The organism is Deinococcus aquaedulcis, from assembly GCF_019693445.1.
In the GTDB taxonomy this organism is placed as follows: domain Bacteria; phylum Deinococcota; class Deinococci; order Deinococcales; family Deinococcaceae; genus Deinococcus; species Deinococcus aquaedulcis.
Window position 1 is genome coordinate 1 of the sequence record NZ_JAHRBL010000013.1, and the last position, 19,868, is coordinate 19,868.

At 65.9% G+C, this 19,868-nt stretch carries 15 protein-coding genes and 1 CRISPR repeat array; of the genes, 8 read left to right on the plus strand and 7 right to left on the minus strand.

Going from position 1 to position 19,868, the window contains the following annotated elements; translation table 11 throughout:
- Window positions 1-112: 112 nt before the first annotated feature.
- The 6 genes from cas5 to KMW22_RS14085 form a co-directional block, all read right to left on the minus strand.
- Entirely contained in the window at window positions 113-271 is a 159-nt protein-coding gene (cas5, locus tag KMW22_RS14065; protein ID WP_328774710.1) for a CRISPR-associated protein Cas5, read from the minus strand.
- A 26-nt stretch (window positions 272-297) separates the two neighbouring features.
- On the minus strand, window positions 298-2,643 hold the full coding sequence (gene cas3 / locus KMW22_RS14070) for a CRISPR-associated helicase Cas3' (protein ID WP_221090686.1): 2,346 nt from the start codon (window positions 2,641-2,643) through the stop codon (window positions 298-300).
- Window positions 2,640-3,665 (minus strand): helix-turn-helix transcriptional regulator, encoded by a 1,026-nt coding sequence (locus KMW22_RS14075; RefSeq protein ID WP_221090687.1) that lies wholly within the window; start codon window positions 3,663-3,665, stop codon window positions 2,640-2,642. Before KMW22_RS14075 ends, cas3 begins: the two co-directional genes overlap by 4 nt.
- Window positions 3,666-3,751: 86 nt before the next feature.
- Window positions 3,752-5,326: a tetratricopeptide repeat protein gene (locus KMW22_RS14080; protein WP_221090688.1), complete on the minus strand. Its 1,575-nt coding sequence runs from the start codon at window positions 5,324-5,326 to the stop codon at window positions 3,752-3,754.
- Window positions 5,327-5,378: 52 nt separating this feature from the next.
- Window positions 5,379-5,513 (minus strand): hypothetical protein, encoded by a 135-nt coding sequence (locus tag KMW22_RS19575; protein ID WP_268906315.1) that lies wholly within the window; start codon window positions 5,511-5,513, stop codon window positions 5,379-5,381.
- Between the two features lie 312 nt (window positions 5,514-5,825).
- Window positions 5,826-8,881: direct repeats of the CRISPR family, unit length 37 nt; unit sequence GTCACAGCCCGCCTTCGGGTGGGCTGAGGATTGAAAC.
- A gap of 224 nt (window positions 8,882-9,105) precedes the next feature.
- The gene (locus KMW22_RS14085; protein ID WP_221090689.1) at window positions 9,106-10,176 is read right to left on the minus strand and encodes a PucR family transcriptional regulator; all 1,071 of its coding nucleotides are present in this window, start codon (window positions 10,174-10,176) and stop codon (window positions 9,106-9,108) included.
- A gap of 129 nt (window positions 10,177-10,305) precedes the next feature.
- Between KMW22_RS14085 and KMW22_RS14090 the strand changes: the two genes are divergently transcribed.
- From KMW22_RS14090 to hpaD, 6 genes are read left to right on the plus strand one after another with little or no spacing between them, the layout of a single operon-like run.
- Entirely contained in the window at window positions 10,306-11,106 is an 801-nt protein-coding gene (locus KMW22_RS14090) for a fumarylacetoacetate hydrolase family protein (RefSeq protein WP_221090690.1), read from the plus strand.
- Window positions 11,107-11,151: 45 nt separating this feature from the next.
- Window positions 11,152-11,922: a hypothetical protein gene (locus KMW22_RS14095; protein ID WP_221090691.1), complete on the plus strand. Its 771-nt coding sequence runs from the start codon at window positions 11,152-11,154 to the stop codon at window positions 11,920-11,922.
- Entirely contained in the window at window positions 11,919-13,472 is a 1,554-nt protein-coding gene (gene hpaE / locus KMW22_RS14100) for a 5-carboxymethyl-2-hydroxymuconate semialdehyde dehydrogenase (protein ID WP_221090692.1), read from the plus strand. Before KMW22_RS14095 ends, hpaE begins: the two co-directional genes overlap by 4 nt.
- On the plus strand, window positions 13,469-14,281 hold the full coding sequence (locus tag KMW22_RS14105; RefSeq protein WP_221090693.1) for an NAD-dependent epimerase/dehydratase family protein: 813 nt from the start codon (window positions 13,469-13,471) through the stop codon (window positions 14,279-14,281). The genes hpaE and KMW22_RS14105 overlap by 4 nt, the downstream gene beginning before the upstream one ends.
- Window positions 14,282-14,285: 4 nt before the next feature.
- Window positions 14,286-15,779, plus strand: coding sequence for a 4-hydroxyphenylacetate 3-monooxygenase, oxygenase component (gene hpaB, locus KMW22_RS14110; protein ID WP_221090694.1), 1,494 nt, complete (start codon window positions 14,286-14,288; stop codon window positions 15,777-15,779).
- The gene (gene hpaD / locus KMW22_RS14115) at window positions 15,772-16,755 is read left to right on the plus strand and encodes a 3,4-dihydroxyphenylacetate 2,3-dioxygenase (RefSeq protein WP_221090695.1); all 984 of its coding nucleotides are present in this window, start codon (window positions 15,772-15,774) and stop codon (window positions 16,753-16,755) included. The genes hpaB and hpaD overlap by 8 nt, the downstream gene beginning before the upstream one ends.
- 149 nt (window positions 16,756-16,904) lie before the next feature.
- Here hpaD and KMW22_RS14120 read toward each other — a convergent pair whose 3' ends face one another.
- Window positions 16,905-17,846 (minus strand): hypothetical protein, encoded by a 942-nt coding sequence (locus tag KMW22_RS14120; protein WP_221090696.1) that lies wholly within the window; start codon window positions 17,844-17,846, stop codon window positions 16,905-16,907.
- A 304-nt stretch (window positions 17,847-18,150) separates the two neighbouring features.
- Between KMW22_RS14120 and hpaH the strand changes: the two genes are divergently transcribed.
- The gene (gene hpaH / locus KMW22_RS14125) at window positions 18,151-18,999 is read left to right on the plus strand and encodes a 2-oxo-hept-4-ene-1,7-dioate hydratase (protein ID WP_221090697.1); all 849 of its coding nucleotides are present in this window, start codon (window positions 18,151-18,153) and stop codon (window positions 18,997-18,999) included.
- A complete protein-coding gene (hpaI, locus tag KMW22_RS14130; RefSeq protein ID WP_221090698.1) occupies window positions 18,992-19,753 on the plus strand; it encodes a 4-hydroxy-2-oxoheptanedioate aldolase in 762 nt (253 codons plus the stop codon). Before hpaH ends, hpaI begins: the two co-directional genes overlap by 8 nt.
- Window positions 19,754-19,868: the final 115 nt, after the last annotated feature.

Genomic DNA, 19,868 nt, shown 5'->3' on the forward strand with positions numbered 1-19,868 from the left:
GTGAGCGCTTTCAGAATGCCCTGCGCTGGCAGACCAGTGAGCTGGTCACGTTCTTCAGACTCCTTACACGACCTTTTTCAGCGCCAGGACAGTCAGAAACCTAAGTTGTCGGCTACTGAAGCACCTGCCATTGAAATTCGGGCTTCCAGAAAATGGCTTCCAGCACGCCGCGCGCCGCCGAGGGGGTCATCACGTCGTAGCTGACGCGCTCAACCTTGTTCTCTGGGCGGGTAAAACAGGCGTACTCACTCCAGACTTTCACTTTCAACACATGGCTCCTCCTTGCAGGACGGGGGTTCAGAACACCAACGCGTCCATTCCGCCGGTATCCAGGCCGAAGCGCAGACTGTAGCCCCGATTGGCGGGCCACTCGTACACCTCGGGCGGCTCCGTGCCAAACCGTTCGCCTTTCTCGACGAGTTCAGACACGATGCGCAGGCCGAAGGTTTGAATGTCGCGCCGCAACACCTGCACGGTGTAGGGCTGAAGGCTGCGCCACGCCCCTCTGGCCTGCCATGGCTCTTTCGCGTGAAGGATGGTGTTCAGGTGCCGGTTGACCTCCTTCGGGGCATACCGCCGCACGATGACGGGCACGGTGGTGTCCTCAATCATCTGGAAGGTGCGCGCCACCGTCTCAAACTCCATGTCTTCTTGTAACTCGGCGATGGTGGCGCTGTGCCCGCTGTCCAGGAGGACTTTCGCGTTCGTTTCTACGTGCAGAAACAGTTCGCGGAAGTAGGGTGTGAAGGTTTCCGGTGCATGTAGGTCAGACTCCTCAGCCAGGTAGGTTCCGGCCAGTTCTGTTCGGGCGCCGTAGTCACCGGGCGGCAGTTTGGCGTCTTCCGGACGAAAGACGGTCACAAGGCCGGGCATGGGCTGCCCACCCATGTCCGTCAACTTGCCTTCCCGGTTGCAGCGTCCTGCGGCCTGCACGATGGCTTCCAGCGGTCCCAGCGCGCGGTACACCCTGGGGAAGTCCAGGTCCACCCCCGCCTCAATGAGTTGCGTGGCGATGACCCGGCAAGGCTTCCCCTGCTTCAGGCGGTGGCGGAGGACCCGGAACACGCGGCGGCGGTGGTGCGGGCACATGTGCGTGGACAGATGAAACACGTCCCAGAGCGGCCGGTTGGGGTCGCGGTCTTCTACCACCGCTTGAAAGAGGGTCTGGGCGTGCTTCTTGGTATTCACAATGCAGAGGGACTGCGCGTTCACGTCCTGCCGCAGCTCCTCGGCCAGGGCCGCCCAATCTTGCCCCTGCGAGACGCGGCTGAGGTCGTACTCGACCCGCCTCAAGGCCTGGAAATACTGTGCCGGCTTGTCAATCAGTTCTGTGGACGGCTGCTGGCTGGGGAAATCGTCCAGCGCGGGTTGCGTGGCGGTGCAGAACACCACGCTGACGTGGTAGTGGGCCACCAGTTCCCGCAAGATTTCGAGGATGGGGTGGAGGCGGTGCGTGGGCAGGCTCTGCGCCTCGTCCAGCACGATGACGCTGCCCGCCACATTGTGCAGCTTGCGCAGCTGGGCCGTGCGGTGACCGAACAGGGTTTCCTGAAACAATTGCACTGTGGTCGTCACGATGACCGGCGCGTCCCAGTTTTCAGTCGCCAGTCGAATGGGGTCGGGTTTCTGCGCAGCCTGTCCCCTGGGTGGCTCCTTAAACTCCAGATTGCTGTGATGTTCAAGCACATTCTCTGCGCCCAGCACCCGGCGAAATTCCTGCGCCGTCTGCTCAATGATGGTGGTGAAGGGAACGCCGTAAATGACACGCCGCATTCCGCCTCGTTCTGCCGTAGCGGCGTGGTGCGCGGCGTGTGCCAGGGCAAACCCCAGTGAGGTTAGGGTCTTGCCACCCCCGGTAGGCATGGTCAGCCGGAAGAACCCAGGGGGGAGGCTGGCTTTGCCCAGCGCCTGGGCATACATCTCGCGCCGCAGCACGTTGATGGGCTTGGGGGCCAGGGCGTCCTGCCGCGCCAGTTCGGCCTGGTGGGCATTCAACCTGTCCAAGAGCCCAGCCATCTGGCCCTGATGACGCCGGGCTTCCGCACGCGCCAGCGTGCGCGAGGGGCTGCCGTGCGCTTCTGTGTCCAGGCGGTCGGCGTCCACAAGAGCGCCCAGCAACATGCGGGTGTACAGGGCACGGGCCGCCCCAGTCAAGCCTGTGGGCTGCGGGGGTGTCTCGCACAGGGCGTCCAGAGCGGGAATCTCCTCGCAGGCGGTGGCGAACAGGTCATCCACCTCGTCGGGGCAGGTTTCGCCCAGGCGCTTGTCCAGGGCACCCACACTCCTGAGCGCCCCGTGATGGTTGGCCACCACGAATGGCAGCTCGCTGCCTGTGGCCCGGTAAGTGCGGAGTAAAGCGGTCAGCGCCTTGGCTCCGGCGTCACTGTGCGCCACCGCTTCCTCGACAAACTCAAACGGCTGTCGCGTGTCTGGGTTCCACTTCAGGCGGTGCTTCTGAAACTTCTCGCGGTACTTGCCCAGGTCGTGCAGATACCCTAGCCACTGCGCGTCCAGGTCAGCGTTGGGCAGATTGAAGAAGCGCGCGCGCTCCCTGAGCAGCTTGGTGACCCCTTCCACATGGTCTTTCAGCGTCTGCCATTCCAGATTTTCCTCGCTGGGGCTGTGGCCCATGTACCTGCTCATGCTCTTTCTCCTCCCTGGCCTGCGGCTTCCCGCAGTTCATTCAGCCAGTATTCACGGATGTGTGGTGGCCCCAGGACCTTCACGCGCGGCCCAAAACTAAAAATCCAGGCCAGGGCTTCGCGCGGCAGACCGCTGCTGTCGGGCGGGGCTTGCAAGGTCGCGTTCAGCGAACCGTCTGGGTTGGGGTCGCGGGCGTGCTTCAGGTGCGGGTAACCGCCCTCCTCGATGCGGTAGCGGGCATCGGCGCGAAACCGCAGGTGAATGGTGTCTTTCCGGCCGCCCTGCGCCCCCACGATCCCCCAGGCCGATTCGAGAAACTCGCGCGGTTGAAAATCGGCGGGAATGCGGTACTGCTCGCCCCTCAGCACCTCTGGCTGCTGCATGCGCGCCAGCTTGAAGGTACGAACGGCGTTGTGAAACGTGGTCTCCCGGCCAATTACGTACAGGTCGAGGTTCTGTGGGTGAGGCTCGATCAGATACGGCTCAATGATGTTGGGGCGAAGTTGACCGCTGCCCCCGGGCTTCTTGTACAGAAACCGCAGCGGATGCCCGCCGGTCCAGGCGTCAGCCGCGTGCCGCAGGTTCAGGTCTTCAGGAGTGCGGCGGCGCTTGCCCATATCGCCCAGGCTGCGGGTGGTCACGTCCCGCAGATGCTCGGGCAACCAACCGATGATGCGCTGCATGGCGCGTTTATGGGCCTCGCCTTCACCTGCCGCTCGGTGGTAGGTGAGGCGCAGAGCCGCATGAAAAATCAGCAGTTCGGTGGGCGTGAGCGCCTGGTGCGCGTGCTCAATATGGTAGCGGGGCGGGCGCGTTTTGCTGGGCACAACCTTCTCGCCCAGGTCAACGAGCGCTTTCACATCACGCTGCACCATGCGTTCAGCGCGTCGCCATTCCTTGCTGTCCAGGCAAAGGTCAGGGGCAAAGTGCAGCACCAGCTGCTTGATAGTCATCGGCCTGGCCCGTAGCAAGGCGGCCAGCAGGAACAGCCGCTGAGCCTGTCCAAGCGTTTCGAGGTCCATGCCCGCAGCATGACAGGGGCTCGTGTCAGGAGTGACGGGGAATACTGAAGGCAAATAAGAGACTCAGAAAAGTGAGTGCTGAACGCTCAGATATCCTGCGCGACATCATGAACCTGGCGCCATTCCTCGACCCAGTTGTCGTAGCGCCCTGCACAAAACAAACTGGCCCGGCCCGGGGGCGGCACCACCAGTGGCAGCCAGGTTGGCTCGTCCGAGAGGGCCAACACATGGCCGTCGGAGCGCACGACACCTGGCCACCCAAAGGCCAGGCGCAACTGCCGCACTGCCTCGCCCAGCAGGCGCCGCTGGCGGTTGGGCGAAGCGTCGCCGTACAGCTCCTCTGTGACCCGCTCACGGTTGAGGGTGCCGCCATGGAGCAGCAGCAAGACGAGCAGGGCCGCCGCGTCGCTGTCGGGCCTCAGGGAGAGGCTCTCGCCGTGCATTCGCACCTCAATGGGGCCAGCGGCCTGCACCTGCACGCGCCACTCGGGTCGCCGGATGGCCCTACCCCACCGCGTAAAGAGCTCGGGGAACAGACAGGCAAGCTCCTCGGCCCAGGCGGCGCGGCCAGGCGGGGGCTCGGCGGGCACCGCCTCTCCCCACTGACGCTGGAGATCGGCGGCCACCACTGCCGCCGCCAGGCGGTCGTCGGGTGTGGTGAGCTGCGCCAGACTCAGGGCCTGCGCCGCACCTGCCAGGTCGCCGTTCAGGGCCATCCCCATCGCCAGGTCCAGACGCAGGCGGTGTGGGGCGCCGGCGTCCACCGCCATGTCCACCAGGGCGGTGGACAGGCTATCCAGGGCGGCGTCCACTTCACTACGCAGCAGGTGGCACAGGGCCACCCCCCGGACCGACAGCGGCAATTCGGCCCGCAGGTCCTTGAGCTGCTGCCCCGCATTCTGAAAAGCCACCAGGGCACGCGCATATTCACCGTGTCGCCGCCAGACGGCCCCCAGCCCGCGCCAGACCAGGGCGCGGTGTTCGGCGGCTTCGGGTCTGCGTGTCAGGCGCAGGGCCTCGGTCAGCGCCCGCTCGGCTGTTCGCAGGTCGTCCAGTCGCACGCAGGTCATGCCCCGGTTCGCCAGGGCAGAGGCGCGGCCCCAGGCGTCGGTTCCGTATTCGGCGGCGGCGGTCGCGTATTCGGTGCGGGCCGCCAGGTCGTCGCCTGAGTTTGCCAGCGAGAGGGCAAATTCGGTGCGAATCAGTGCCCGCTCTCGCCCAGCAAATCGGCCCAACACAGCGCTGTAAGCCGCGCGCCAGTCACCCCCCGCCTCATACACCGCCCGGGGCCAGACGCGCGCCGCAATCGCGTCATCTGGTGGACAGGCCGCGCTCAGGCTCAGGGCCTGCTGGACATGGCCGCCCAGCAGCGCGGCGTAGGCTTCTACGGCCGGAAAGGTGGCGGGCGGCCAGCCCGACAGCACTTCCCTCAGGGCGGGCAGGTTCCCAGTGCGGTATGCCAGACGGCCCAGCAGTTCGGCCCATTCCCGTTGCCGAGCGAGATGCGCGGGAACCCCGCGAAGCGCCTCGGCCAGTGCCAGACCATCGGCGCGGGTGCGCAGGTGGCGCAGCGCCCAGTCGGCGTGTGGCCTGACCCGTTCCCAGTCACCTTGCTCAGCCAGACGGCCGAGTTGCTCTGCCACCTCATCGAAGACCGGCACCTCCACAGTGTAGGGGCGAAGGCGGTGTGCCCTCGCCCCTTGCTCCTGGCGTTTAGCCGCCCACTGGATAGGTGCCCTCATCCAGTGGCATCGGCTGAGTCTCGCCCGGCACCGTGGTGGGCGGAACCTTCACCAGATGAGCACCAGCACCCCAGACCAGGACCAGGACCAGCACAATTGCGTTCATAATTGACTCCTGTCGCGGAAACGGCTGCTGACCGTTGTCCGCGTGTACGAACCCGTCTGGGTTCGTGTGCAGGAGCTTGAAATCCTGGCGCGACACGCCATGTCGAATGACTTTCGCAGGGCCACAGTGGCGCCGCGAACCTGCTGTGACGGCCTAACCCCAGGGGGTTCGCGCGGTTCTAGAAAAGCCGCCTGGGCCGACAAGTTTCAGAACAGGGCAATTAGAAAAGCAGAGGCTTTAGACTGCCTCCGCAGACACTTCGCGCAAACCACCCGAAAAGTTGCCTTCTGGACGTGTGCCAGGCAAACTACTGTCACAGCCCGCCTTCGGGTGGGCTGAGGATTGAAACCTTGACGCAGCTGGTGACCCTTGGGCGTATCGCGCGTCACAGCCCGCCTTCGGGTGGGCTGAGGATTGAAACCCCAGCGGGGCCCGGCGCGGGGGCTGGGGCTGGTCACAGCCCGCCTTCGGGTGGGCTGAGGATTGAAACCGGGCAAGCCCAGCGAGGCCCTGCGCGGCGTGCTGAGTCACAGCCCGCCTTCGGGTGGGCTGAGGATTGAAACTGGCCCAGCCCGAAGCGGTCCCGCAGACCACGCGAGTCACAGCCCGCCTTCGGGTGGGCTGAGGATTGAAACGCACGCTGGACCAGCAGACGGCCGCCAGTGCCAGCGGTCACAGCCCGCCTTCGGGTGGGCTGAGGATTGAAACCCGAGGACATTGGGGTGAGCCTCAGCCGCGCCCTGGTCACAGCCCGCCTTCGGGTGGGCTGAGGATTGAAACACGTCGCCCAGAAACACGACACTGCTGCCTTCCGGGTCACAGCCCGCCTTCGGGTGGGCTGAGGATTGAAACGCTGTTCAAGTCGGAGCAGGAAGGCGAAAACGGCGTCACAGCCCGCCTTCGGGTGGGCTGAGGATTGAAACAGCAGTGTCTGCAGGAAATCGAGAAGCTGAGCGGTCACAGCCCGCCTTCGGGTGGGCTGAGGATTGAAACCCATCGGTGACGAAGGCGGGAATATACGCGTCAAGGTCACAGCCCGCCTTCGGGTGGGCTGAGGATTGAAACCCATCGGTGACGAAGGCGGGAATATACGCGTCAAGGTCACAGCCCGCCTTCGGATGGGCTGAGGATTGAAACGTGTTCAGGCCGCTGCCAGTCGCCACGATGCACTGTCACAGCCCGCCTTCGGGTGGGCTGAGGATTGAAACCGGCGCAGCTCGTACATCAGGCAGTGGAACGTGAGGTCACAGCCCGCCTTCGGGTGGGCTGAGGATTGAAACAGCTTGTGGAGGCGCAGTTCTTCGGCGGTCAGGGGTCACAGCCCGCCTTCGGGTGGGCTGAGGATTGAAACTGCCCGTTGAGCCACAGGTCATCGGCGTTGATGGCGTCACAGCCCGCCTTCGGGTGGGCTGAGGATTGAAACTGCTTCCTCTTCGGCCTCTGCTTCAAATTGTGTGGTCACAGCCCGCCTTCGGGTGGGCTGAGGATTGAAACCGAACGTGAATCACGTGCATCTGGCCGGCGGGCGGTCACAGCCCGCCTTCGGGTGGGCTGAGGATTGAAACACCGATACCCTGACGGTGGTGGTGCCGGGGCAGCGTCACAGCCCGCCTTCGGGTGGGCTGAGGATTGAAACAGGGCGCGGACATAGCCCATGTACCCTGGCACGGTCACAGCCCGCCTTCGGGTGGGCTGAGGATTGAAACTCCATGCTGAGGGCGCCCACGTAGGTGTCCCCGTGTCACAGCCCGCCTTCGGGTGGGCTGAGGATTGAAACACCCGTGTCTGCCCGTGGTGGGCGCGGGCTCGCTGCGTCACAGCCCACCTTCGGGTGGGCTGAGGATTGAAACCCGTTGATTAAGAAAGCCCCCACCCCCAGGCCTGGGTCACAGCCCGCCTTCGGGTGGGCTGAGGATTGAAACACCCGTGTCTGCCCGTGGTGGGCGCGGGCTCGCGTGTCACAGCCCGCCTTCGGGTGGGCTGAGGATTGAAACGCACGTCCACCCTGCGCATCCGCACCGAGGCGTCACAGCCCGCCTTCGGGTGGGCTGAGGATTGAAACCAGGTATCCGTGGCGCTCACGGGCTTCGGCAATGAGTCACAGCCCGCCTTCGGGTGGGCTGAGGATTGAAACAACTCACCCGCGCCGGCCTCGCGCTGCACCGCTGGCGTCACAGCCCGCCTTCGGGTGGGCTGAGGATTGAAACCAGGTGACCAGGGCCCACAGTACCTGCTGATCGGGGGGTCACAGCCCGCCTTCGGGTGGGCTGAGGATTGAAACAGCGCAGCCCGTAATTCCCGCCGCCCTGGTGCAGGTCACAGCCCGCCTTCGGGTGGGCTGAGGATTGAAACCTGGGGAACTGAATCAGGATGCGGCCCCCAACCGTCACAGCCCGCCTTCGGGTGGGCTGAGGATTGAAACCGGTGAGCGGCATCAGGTGCCCGTGTTGCCCATCGTGGTCACAGCCCGCCTTCGGGTGGGCTGAGGATTGAAACCGCATGGTGGTGGGCGTGGCGTACAGGGCCAGCAGTCACAGCCCGCCTTCGGGTGGGCTGAGGATTGAAACCTCGAAAAACGCGGGCGTTTCGGCTGGGCGGGTCTTGTCACAGCCCGCCTTCGGGTGGGCTGAGGATTGAAACACTGCGGCGCGCAACTACGCCGCCGCTGGCAACGAGTCACAGCCCGCCTTCGGGTGGGCTGAGGATTGAAACGCCAGCGTCCCACCCAGCGCCAGCAGGATGCCTCGAAGTCACAGCCCGCCTTCGGGTGGGCTGAGGATTGAAACAGGCCTGACCACCACAGCATGACGTGCGCGACCTCGGTCACAGCCCGCCTTCGGGTGGGCTGAGGATTGAAACCGTGCCTCTGCAGGAGGTGAGGGCCTATGCCCCGGAGGTCACAGCCCGCCTTCGGGTGGGCTGAGGATTGAAACTGACGCGCAGGCAGCGGCGAATGCCAAAGCCGACGTCACAGCCCGCCTTCGGGTGGGCTGAGGATTGAAACTGGTGCATGGCGGACAGGTGTTCTATGAATACGTGAGTCACAGCCCGCCTTCGGGTGGGCTGAGGATTGAAACACGCAGTTGCCAGCCCGGACTGCGCGGATGAATTTGTCACAGCCCGCCTTCGGGTGGGCTGAGGATTGAAACAGTAGCTGTACATGCCCCACTCGGTGAGGTTGCCGTGTCACAGCCCGCCTTCGGGTGGGCTGAGGATTGAAACCGGGCAGATCGGACAGCTGCGTGCCCACCTGCAGGTGTCACAGCCCGCCTTCGGGTGGGCTGAGGATTGAAACAGCAGGGCCAGCCCCAGCAGGGCGCCGGCGATCACCGTCACAGCCCGCCTTCGGGTGGGCTGAGGATTGAAACAGGCGGAAGTACCCGATGGGAGGGATGCGGCCCCCGTTGCAGCCGCCTTAAGGTGGACTGTAATTACAGCTTTCCCACTATCATCACGCCCGCCACCCTGCTTTGTCCGCTCACAAGTCCCCATTTCCGCTTGCCGGATGGTGTCCACAGGCCCCCTCGAAATCCTCCCCCCCTTCCCGAACCAAATCTGCTCGTCATGTGACGAGCAAACGGCCCCCACCGCTCTACGCCTCATCACTCGCAAAGGCCAGGTACAGCCGGGCAAGCAGAGCAGGGTGGTTCAAAGGTTGTCCCAGGACCTCCTCAGCCCTCTTCAAGCGGGCGCGGATCGTGTTGACGTGTACACCTTCCGCCTGCGCCAGCTCTGCCAGGCTGCCAGGATGGTAGAGATAGTGCCGCAAGGTGCGCTCAACGCGTCCGCCATCGTTCAGTGCGGCCAATTGGGTCAGCACTTGCACCCTGAGCGTGGTGAGCGCGCCGCTGTCCAGCAGGTCATGAAGAGGGTCGGTCTGCTGAAACAGGACGGCACCCCCTGTCCTGGGAACAGCTCGAAGGGCCTGCCGGCCTTGCCCGAACGCGTGGGTGACCCCTTCGCTGTTCGGCGGCTGGTGGCTGCGGGCGCTGATCCCCAGGCGCACGCCCCGGTTGGTGGAGGCGGCCAGGGCGCGGTGAAGCTCCTGCGCTTCACGCCCCAGGTCCAGGCTGCGCCACAGCCACACCGCTCGCCTGCCCTGCACCGTGGAATGGCCCAGCAGGCGCCGCTGCTGAAAATAACCCTCGCCCGCACCCGCCAGCACGTCCAGGGCCTGCTCGTCGCTGGGTCCTTCATCACCAAAGGTCCCCACCGCCAGGGCAAAGGGACCATCTAGCCCGGGCAGGTGTGTATCCCGGCCAGCCAGCAAGGCGTCCAGTGCCCGCTCGCCCACCCGGCGCCGCGCCGCCCCTGCCGCTGCTGCTTGCAGCCGGGCCAGCAGCGCATACGCCTGCAGCACCGGCACGAAGGCCGCCCACGCCGGGTCAAAAGCCGTCACCAGCAGGCCGACATGTCGCCCCCCATGCTCCAAGCGCACTGACACCTGGGGCCCAGCAGCCCGCCCCGCACTGGCGATCACGTCGGCCCAGCTGGCACGCAGTTCGGCATAGCCGCCGGTGAGGCGCGCGGCTTCCTGCATCAGAGCCTCTTCAGGATGAGGATCGGCCAGAGCCCTCTGCAAGTCACCCAGCACGGCCGTGAGCTGGGAAAGGTTCGCCGCCAGCAGGACGTGGGGGGCTATTTGCCGGGGACCAGAGTTCATTGTTCTAACCTACACGTCGCAGCGCCCAGGTTGTGGCTTTGCACAACACGCCAAGCTCCTGGCCCATCTATGCTGGCCTGAAATCCATGTTCATCGGCTGCCGCGCGCAGCACCCACAGGAGTTTGCCCGTGAAATACGCCCGTTTCATTGCCGGGGGCCGCAGCCTGAACGGCCACCTCCACCAAGGTCAGCTGGTTGACGCCGCTGGCGTGGCCCACGATCCCGCGCAGGTACAGTTTCGCCTGCCGGTGGACCCGCCCAAGGTCATTGCGCTGGCCCTGAACTACAACGACCACGCCGGGGAACTGGGCCTGACCCAGCCCAAGGAACCCGCCCTGTTCTGGAAGCCGAATACTACACTGCTGCCCCACGGCGGCACGGTCATCTACCCGCGCGGCGCGCAGTTCATGCACTACGAGGTGGAACTGGGCGTGATCATGGGCCGCGACGCCCGCCGCGTGAAGGCCAAGGATGCCATGGATTACGTAGGCGGCTACACCATTGGCAACGACCTCGTGGTGCGTGATTACGTGACGAACACCTTCCGCCCGCCCCTGCGAGGCAAGGGCTGGGACACCTTCGGGCCCCTGGGGCCGTACTACGTCACCGCTGACGAGATTGCCGATCCCCACAACCTCCGCCTGACCGCCCATGTGAACGGCGAACTGCGGCAGGAAGGCAGCACGCGCGACATGATCTTCTCGATTCCCGAACTGATCGAGCACATTTCGCGCTTCATGACCCTGCAAAAAGACGACGTCATCCTGACCGGCACGCCCAAGGGGATTTCGCATGTGCGCCCCGGCGACGTGATGACGCTGGAGGTCGAGGGCCTGGGCGTGCTGCAAAACGACATTCAAGAGGAAGACGACCTTGCTGAGCCCATCACCGGGCAGGAAAGCAAGGAAGGTGAGTGGGACGGGCGCTGAGCGCCTGACCACCCCTGCCTCACACTGCCGGAGGAGACTCGCCGCATGACCCGATTGCTGCTCAGTTTGCTGGCTACCCTCACCGTCACCGCTTCGGCCCAGGGGCGCGATTTTGAGATGCGCTCCTTCGTGAACATAGGCGGCGCCATGCGCCCGGCCTTTGCCTGGTGTGACGCGCCGGGAGCGGTGGTGGCTCTGGGCCCCTGGTCAGGCACTGCGGGCGCCGCAGCGCCCCTGGTTTCCTGGACCAAGACGCGTGCTGGCCTGGGCGCCCCCTTCCGCGTTGACGCCGTGGTGGGTGAGGCGGACGCGGGGGCGGGGCAGGTGCACTATCCCCTGCGCTGGCGCAACGGCAACGCCTGGGTGCCCGGCGACCTGCATCTGAGCAATGTGGAAAATGTGCTGGACCCCGCTTACCGCATGACCCGCGTGAACGCCTTCACCCTGAGCGACGTGGCCCACCCCTGCCGTTACGTGCCTCAGGCGGCTTTCCTGGGGGTCACGGGCAAGCGCACGGTGATTGTGTGGGAAAGCGGCGGTCAGGCCACCTATGCCACCCGCAACTTTGATGGTACGCCGGGCGTGCTGGTGAGGGGCGGGGTTTCCCCAGCTGACCTTCGCTTGCGCAGTCCACAGGGATTCACAGGCCTCTACACCTGGCAGGCGCCCGGCGGCGTCACCTATCACCTGGACCTGCGCCGCAATGAACTCACGGCGCGGCAAGGAGACCGTCTCCTGCTGCGCGAGCACTTCCTGGCTTACTCGATCTCAAATCCGGTGCCCCCACACGTGACCCCCACCAAGGAGCAACCATGACCCAGACCCTGAGTCCCAACCACGCCCTCGCCGCGCAGCTGCGCGAAAGCCGACTGAAAGGCGGCCTGAAACACTGGATCGGCGGCCAGTGGGTGGACGCCCAGAGCGGCCAGACCTTCGAGGCGCACTCGCCCGTCGATAACCGTCTGCTCACCACCGTGGCCAGCGGGGACGCCGCCGACATTGACCGGGCCGCCCACGCCGCGCATGACGCTTTCCAGACCTGGAAGGAGGTGAGCGGGGCTGAGCGGCGGAAAATTCTGCACCGCATTGCTGACCTGATCGAAAAGCGGGCGCAGGAGATTGCTGTGCTGGAAAGCATGGACACCGGGCAGGCCATTCGCTTCATGAAGTCGGCGGCCACGCGCGGCGCCGAGAACTTCCGCTTCTACGCCGACCGCGCCCCGGGTGCGCAGGACGGCCAGAGCCTGCCGGCACCCGGATTTATCAACTACACCCTGCGCCAGCCTATCGGCCCCGTCGGCGTGATTACCCCGTGGAACACGCCCTTCATGCTGTCCACCTGGAAAATCGCCCCGGCGCTGGCCGCTGGCTGCACGGTGGTCCACAAGCCTGCCGAGTGGAGCCCGGTGACCGCCACTCTGCTGGCCGAAATTATGGATGAGGCGGGGCTGCCCAGGGGCGTGCACAACCTCGTGCACGGTTACGGCGAGAGCGCTGGCAGGGCCCTGACCGAGCACCCCCTGATTCACGCCATTGCCTTCGTGGGCGAAACCACCACTGGCAGCCACATCATGCGGCAGGGCGCCGAGACTCTTAAGCGCGTGCACTTCGAGCTGGGCGGCAAGAACCCGGTCGTGGTGTTCGACGACGCCGACCTCGACAAGGCCCTGGACGCCGTGGTGTTCATGATCTACAGCCTGAACGGCGAGCGCTGCACCAGTTCCAGCCGCGTGCTCATTCAGGAGGGCATTTACGACGCATTCACCGCCCGCATTGCCGAGCGTGCGCGCAACATTCGCGTGGGCGACCCCCTGGACCCAGAGACCGAGGTGGGCCCGCTGGTGCACCCCCGCCACTTTGACAAGGTGATGTCGTACTTCGGCACGGCGCGCGACGAGGGCGCGACCATTGCGGCGGGCGGCGAGCGCGTGGGCCAGGAAGGCAATTACGTGACGCCCACCCTCTTCACAGGGGCGCGCAACGACATGCGCATTGCCCAGGAGGAAATCTTTGGCCCGGTGCTGACGGCCATTCCCTTCAAAGATGAAGCCGAGGCCCTGAGCCTCGCCAACGACGTGCGCTACGGCCTGGCCGGCTACCTGTGGACCAATGACCTGACGCGGGCCCACCGCTTCGCCCAGGGCCTGGAAGCCGGGATGATCTGGGTGAACAGCGAAAACGTGCGCCACCTGCCCACACCTTTTGGTGGCGTGAAGAACAGCGGCATTGGCCGCGACGGCGGTGACTACTCCTTTGACTTCTATATGGAGACAAAGAACATCGCCATCTCGCTGGGCACACACAAGACGGCGAAACTGGGGGTCTCGGCACCGCCCAAACTCGATCCCAGCGTGGCCGAAGGATGACCACCATCCTCATCACCGGGGCCGCTGGCGAAGTCGGTACCGCCCTGCGCCAGCAGCTGCGCGATTTTCTTCCCGCAGGCGAGTACATCCTGCGCCTCTCTGACCACCGCGATCTGGGCGTGGCGGGCGACGGCGAGGAACTGGCCCCCGCCGACCTCACCGACATGGCCCAGGTGCAGGCCGCCATGCAGGGCGTGGACGCCGTGATTCATCTGGGCGGCATTGCCAACGAGCACACCTACGAGCGCATCCGCGACGTAAACATGGACGGCACCTACCACGTGCTGGAAGCCGCGCGGCAGGCCGGCGTAAAACGCGTGGCCTTCGCTTCCAGCATTCACACGGTGGGCTTCTACCCCCGCGAGCCGATTGGGCCCGACGTGCCGGTGCGCCCCGATACCTACTACGGGGTCAGCAAGGTCTTCGGAGAAGCGCTGGGCCGCATGTACGTGGACCGCTTCGGCCTGGAGTTCGTCAGCGTGCGCATCTGCTCCTTCCAGCCGCAGCCCAGGGACGCCCGGCACCTGTCCACGTGGCTCTCGCCGCGCGACGCCGCGCAGCTGTTCGCCCGGGCCGTCACCGCGCCGGACGTGGGCTTTCTGGTCGTGGCCGGCATCAGCGGCAATACCCGGCGCTGGATGACCCCCGAAGGCTGGGACGTGCTGGGCTACGAGCCCCAGGACGACGCCGAAGACTACGCGCCGCAGGTCGAGCACCTGCACGGTGATCCCAGCGACATCACCGAGCAGCGGCAGGGCGGCATTTTTGTGGATTCCACCTACACCGGCCTCGCCGGAAAGGAAGGGTAAACGTATGGGCGCCATCACTGGCCAGGAGTTTTTAGACCGTCTGCGGCAGAACCCGCCGACCCTTTACATCGACGGGCAGCGGGTCACCGACCCCACGACCCACCTCGCGACCCGCAACATGGCCCACAGCCTCGCCGGGCTGTACGACCTGCAGCACCAACCCGAGCTGCGTGACCTGCTGACTTTCGAGGAGAATGGCCAGCGCTACGCGACCTCGTTCATGGTGCCACGCACGAAAGAGGACCTGGCCAAAATTGGCGAGGCCCACCGTGTGCGCGCCAACTACGCCCTGGGCTTTCTGGGCCGCGCGCCGGATTACATGAACGCGAACGTGATGGCCGCTGGCGTGGGCGCCGACTATTTCGGGGCATGCAGCGCCAGCGTGAAGGGCGACCCCAGGCGCGACTTCGCCGCCAACATGCGCCGCTACTTCGAATTCGTGCGTGAAAACGACCTGTGCCTGACCCACGCGCTCACCAACCCGCAGGTGAACCGCGCCAAGCAGGCCAGCGAGATGCCCGACCCCTACATCGCGCTGGGTGTGGTGGAGGAAACCGAAGAAGGCGTGATTGTGCGCGGCGCGCGCATGATGGCCACGCTGCCCATTGCCGACGAGATTCTGGTGTTTCCCAGCACGGTGCTGAAGGAAAACGCTGACAAGAGCAAGTACGCCATGGGCTTTGCGCTGCCCTGCAACGCGCCGGGCCTGTCGTTCCAGTGCCGCGAGCCCTTTGACATTGGCCGCGACCCCGAAGACCACCCGCTGGGCAGCCGCTTTGACGAGCAGGACGCCTTCGTGATCTTCGACGACGTGCTGGTGCCCTGGGAGCGCGTGTTTCTGCTGTACGACGTGGAACTGGCGAACAAGGCCTACGCCGGCACCGACGCCGTGCTGCACATGGCCTATCAGGTGGTGAACCTGAAGGTGGCCAAGACCGAAGCCTTCCTGGGCACCGCGCAGGCCATCGTGAATGCCATTGGCTCCGGGCAGTTCCAGCATGTGCAGAGCAAGGTTGCGGAAATCATCGTGACGCTGGAAATCATGAAGGCGCTGGAGGTGGCGGCCGTGGCCGGCGCCCAGCCCAACGCGTACGGCGTGATGACCCCCGCCCGTGGCCCACTGGACGCCGCGCGCAACTACTACCCGGCGGTGTACGCCCGCCTGCCCGAACTGCTGCAGTTGCTGGGTGCCAGCGGCATCATCATGATGCCGGGCAAGGCGGACCGCGAGGGCCCGCTGGGTCCACAGATCCAGAAGTACCTGCAGGCCGGGGCCGCCAGCGCCGACGAGCGCCTCAAGCTCTTCCGCCTCGCCTGGGACATGTCCATGAGCAGCTTTGGCGGGCGCCAGAGCCTGTACGAGAAGTTCTTCTTCGGGGACCCGGTGCGCATGCACTCTGCGCTGTACGAGGTCTACAACAAGCAGCCCTACGTGGAGCGCATTCAGGCGTTCCTGAACCGGGCCGGCGCGCCCCAGGCGGTGGCCGCCGATGACTGACCTCTCCCCCCTTCGCCCCAATGTGGTTCGTATTGCCCACGCCGTGCTGACTGTACGGAGCCTGGAAGCCAGCCGCGAATTCTACGTGGACCTGCTGGGCATGAACGTGCTGCACGAGGAACCCGGGGCCCTGTACCTGCGCGGCGTGGAAGACCGCGAGTGGACCCTGAAACTGGTGCAGGAGGACCATGCCCGCGTGCGCCACCTCGCCTACCGCGTGGCCGGCGAGGCCGATCTGGACGCCCTGGTGGCGCTGGCCGAGCGCCAGGGCCTGCCGTACCGCTGGGAAGAGGAACTGGACCGCCCGCGCCTGCTGCGGCTGCAGGACCCCTTCGGCATTCCGGTGGCCTTTTACCACGAGAGCCAGAAGCACCGCTGGCTGCTGCAGGACTACCATCTGCACCGGGGCCCGGGGCTGCAGCGCGTGGACCATGTGAACGTGATGGTGCCAGACGTGGAGCGCACCATGCGCTGGTACATGGACGAACTGGGCTTCCGCTTGTCGGAGTACACGGTGGACGAGCAGGAGCGCTACTGGGCCGCCTGGATTCAGCGCCGGGGCGGTGTGCACGACCTCGCCCTGACGAACGGCGCGGGCCCCCGGCTGCACCACTGGGCCTACTGGATGCCCGACATCACCGCCATTGTGCGCACCTGCGACATTCTGGCCGGCGCGCGCCAGCCCGAGCGCATTGAGCGCGGTCCGGGGCGCCACGGGATTTCCAACGCTTTCTTCCTGTACATCCGCGACCCGGACGGCCACCGCATTGAGCTGTACACCAGCGATTACGTGACCGTGGACCCGGACTTCGAGCCCATCCGCTGGCTGCGTGACGACCCCCGCCGCCAGACCCTGTGGGGCGCCAAGACGCCGCGCAGCTGGTTTGAGGAGGCCTCGGACATGGAAGCCTTCGACGGCGGTGTGGTGGCCGCTGTGGCAGGCGACCTGACGGGCATCCCGGTGCATGTGATCTGAGGATGGACCGAGTGCGCGGCGCGGTGGCGGCTGGAGTGAAAACGGCCTGCCACCGCGCCGCGCCTCTATTCCAGCTGCTGCCCTTATCGGAGACCCAGCCCGTTCGCCCCAGGGCCATTGAGGCTGTCTGCACTCAATGGGCTCTGCCGTCACTTCGGTTTCAGGATCACCGTTCGCACCGCCCTTTGCCCGTTCTGGACCGCCTGGGCCAGTACCCAGCCCTGGTCGTTCAGGGCGTAGGTTCCCTGGATGCGCCAGCCCTCCACCCGAATGGGGCGGTAGGTGCGCGTGGCGTGGGTGTAAATGAACTGATCGTCCAGATACCCCACCAGGGCCTGCCCCTTCTCGTTGAGGTCCTGCGCGAAGACGGCGTCGGTGCCAGCGGGGCGCTGCACCTGGGCGGGCTGCGCCGCATTCGCCGGCCACACATAGAGCGTGGCGCCATCGCCGGCCACGTCCTCGCCCAGAATCAGCCCGGCCTCGTTGATGAACTGGGGCTGCCACACCTTCCTGTCCACACTGTACAAGCCCTCTGGGCGCTGCAGGGCGTTGTCCGCCACCACCTGGCGGGCACGGTTCACGTCGTGGGCACCGGCCACCTGCAGGGTCTGGATGGTCCCTGTCGCCGGACTCCACAGGTAGCTTTCGTCTGTATTCAGGTCATTGGCCACCGCCGTCAGGTCGGGCGCGCAATTCTGAATAAAAATGTTGGGGTCAGGGAAAGGCAGGGGGGTCAACCGGCCTCCGCTGGAGAAGAGGGGGAGCTGCTCGGAAAAGGTATTCAGCACGAAGCGCCCATCGTCCGCCAAGCAGGTTCGGCCCACCGACGAGGCCAGTTCGCCGGTCTTGAAGCCGCTGGGCAGGGGCAGGGCCCGGGGCGTTCCTCCGGTCCACAGGTGCAGCACGTCGTTGTCGTCGGCGCGGGCCTGGGCGCCCGGGTGCGCCACGAACAGCACGTCGCCCTTGTTGTTCAGGGCCAGGGCAAAGGCGTGCTGAAAACCGGGGGGCAGGGGTACCGCCTGCACCGTGAACGTGGCGCCGCTGCCTGGGACAGTGGTCGCTTTCACCGGCTGGGGGCGGGGCGTGGGCATCGCTCCCGGCTGGGCCGCCCCGACTGCAGCGCCCAACAGGGCCGAGCCGAGCATTGCCAGCAGCAGGCGGGCAGGCGGAGTGGAAAGGGGCCGGCGCAGGTAGGGCGACATACCTCTACCCTAGGCAGCGGGCGGGACAGCTGGGGGGACAGTTGCGCCCCCGGCCCGTGAGCGGGGTGGATTCTCGCCGTGACGCCCACCCCTTGACCGAGCCCTTAAGGCCATATCTGAATGCCCACATTGCCACCTTCCCACTTCACTTGAATCGTTCTCGCACCCGATGGACCCAGACCCAAGGAGCACCATGACACCCGATCAGCGCTGTATTCCCGATGACCAGCTGGCCCTTCTGGCGCAGGAACTGGAGGCCGCCGAAACCAGCGGCTCTCCCCTGCCGCCTTTCAGCGAACGCTTTCCCGGCATGACCATTGCCGACGCCTACGCCGTGCAGCGCGCCTGGGTGGCACACAAGGTGGCGAACGGGCGCCGCGTGACTGGCCACAAGATTGGCCTGACCTCGCGCGCCATGCAAATGGCCTCGCAGATCACCGAGCCCGATTACGGAGCCCTGCTGGATGACATGTTTTTCGAGCCCAACGGGGATATTCCCCTGTCGCGCTTTGTGGCGCCCAAGGTCGAGGTGGAACTGGCCTTCCTCCTCAAGAGCGATCTGGAAGGCCCAAACGTCACCGTGTTCGATGTGCTGCGCGCCACCGAGTACGTGACCCCCGCCGCCGAGATCATTGACGCGCGCATTCAGCGGGTCAGCCGCGCCACCGGCAAACCCCGGAAAGTCACCGACACCATCAGCGACAACGCGGCCAATGCGGGCGTGATCGTGGGGGGCCGCGCCATGCGCCCCGACGACATGGACCTGCGCTGGGCCGCTGCCCTGTGCATTCGCAACGGCGTGATTGAAGAAACCGGGGTGGCGGCGGGGGTGCTGGGCCACCCGGCAGCGGGCATTGCGTGGCTGGCCCAGCGGCTGGCCCCCCACGGCGAGGGACTGAAAGCTGGCGAACTGGTGCTGGCCGGTTCCTTTACCCGCCCGGTAGACATTGCCAGCGGCGACGTGTTTACCTTCGATTACGGCCCCCTAGGGGCCTTTTCCTGCCGCTTTGCTGGCGAAGCGCGAGGGCAGGCCCATGCCTGAGAACGCCTTTAAAACCGCCCTTGTGCGCGGCGACCGCCTGATCGGGCTGTGGCTGGCGCTGGCCGATCCCTACAGCGCCGAGCTGTGCGCCGGGGCGGGCTTCGACTGGCTGCTGATTGACGGCGAACATGCCCCCAATGACGTGCGCTCTACCCTGGCGGGCTTGCAGGCGGTGGCGCCCTATCCCACCCACGCCCTGGTGCGCCCGCCTATTGGGAGCGCCGTGCTGATCAAGCAGCTGCTGGACATTGGCGCCCAGACGCTGGTGGTGCCGATGGTGGACACCGCCGAGCAGGCCCGCGATCTGGTGGCCGCCACCCGCTACCCGCCGCGCGGCGTGCGGGGTGTGGGCGCGGCCCTGGCGCGCGCCAGTCGCTTTGGCCGCGACGCCGCTTACCTGAGGGCTGCCGATGAAGGCGTGTGCCTGATCGTGCAGGTGGAATCGGCGGCAGGGCTGGCGGCGCTGGACGAGATTGCGGCGGTGGACGGGGTGGATGGCGTGTTCATTGGCCCGGCTGATCTGGCGGCCAGCCTGGGGCACCTGGGGCAGCCCGGTCACCCAGAGGTGCAGGCGGCAATCCAGCAGGCCGCCACCCGCATTCGCGCGGCCGGGAAGGCGGCGGGCATCCTCTCCACCGACGAAGCCGTGGCGCGCACCTACCTGGAGTGGGGCTACACCTTCGTGGCCGTGGGCACCGACGTGACTCTACTCTCTCGGGCGTCCTCGGCGCTGGCGAGCCGCTTCAAGGACTGAAGTTGGAACTGCTCGTCACGTGACGAGCAAAACGAAGTGCGGGGGTAAGCGCGTTTCTGGCTCCCCTGCACTTCGCTGTTTTCGAGGCTGTTATGAGGCTCTCCAGCCCGTTGAG

What these genes read in the sequence shown, in the direction of transcription:
- cas3 (WP_221090686.1), bottom strand. Translation starts at nt 2,643, where the DNA reads ATGAGCAGGTACATGGGCCACAGCCCCAGCGAGGAAAATCTGGAATGG.
- KMW22_RS14075 (WP_221090687.1), bottom strand. Translation starts at nt 3,665, where the DNA reads ATGGACCTCGAAACGCTTGGACAGGCTCAGCGGCTGTTCCTGCTGGCC.
- KMW22_RS19575 (WP_268906315.1), bottom strand. Translation starts at nt 5,513, where the DNA reads ATGAACGCAATTGTGCTGGTCCTGGTCCTGGTCTGGGGTGCTGGTGCT.
- KMW22_RS14085 (WP_221090689.1), bottom strand. Translation starts at nt 10,176, where the DNA reads ATGAACTCTGGTCCCCGGCAAATAGCCCCCCACGTCCTGCTGGCGGCG.
- KMW22_RS14095 (WP_221090691.1), top strand. Translation starts at nt 11,152, where the DNA reads ATGACCCGATTGCTGCTCAGTTTGCTGGCTACCCTCACCGTCACCGCT.
- hpaE (WP_221090692.1), top strand. Translation starts at nt 11,919, where the DNA reads ATGACCCAGACCCTGAGTCCCAACCACGCCCTCGCCGCGCAGCTGCGC.
- KMW22_RS14105 (WP_221090693.1), top strand. Translation starts at nt 13,469, where the DNA reads ATGACCACCATCCTCATCACCGGGGCCGCTGGCGAAGTCGGTACCGCC.
- hpaB (WP_221090694.1), top strand. Translation starts at nt 14,286, where the DNA reads ATGGGCGCCATCACTGGCCAGGAGTTTTTAGACCGTCTGCGGCAGAAC.
- hpaD (WP_221090695.1), top strand. Translation starts at nt 15,772, where the DNA reads ATGACTGACCTCTCCCCCCTTCGCCCCAATGTGGTTCGTATTGCCCAC.
- KMW22_RS14120 (WP_221090696.1), bottom strand. Translation starts at nt 17,846, where the DNA reads ATGCCCACGCCCCGCCCCCAGCCGGTGAAAGCGACCACTGTCCCAGGC.
- hpaH (WP_221090697.1), top strand. Translation starts at nt 18,151, where the DNA reads ATGACACCCGATCAGCGCTGTATTCCCGATGACCAGCTGGCCCTTCTG.
- hpaI (WP_221090698.1), top strand. Translation starts at nt 18,992, where the DNA reads ATGCCTGAGAACGCCTTTAAAACCGCCCTTGTGCGCGGCGACCGCCTG.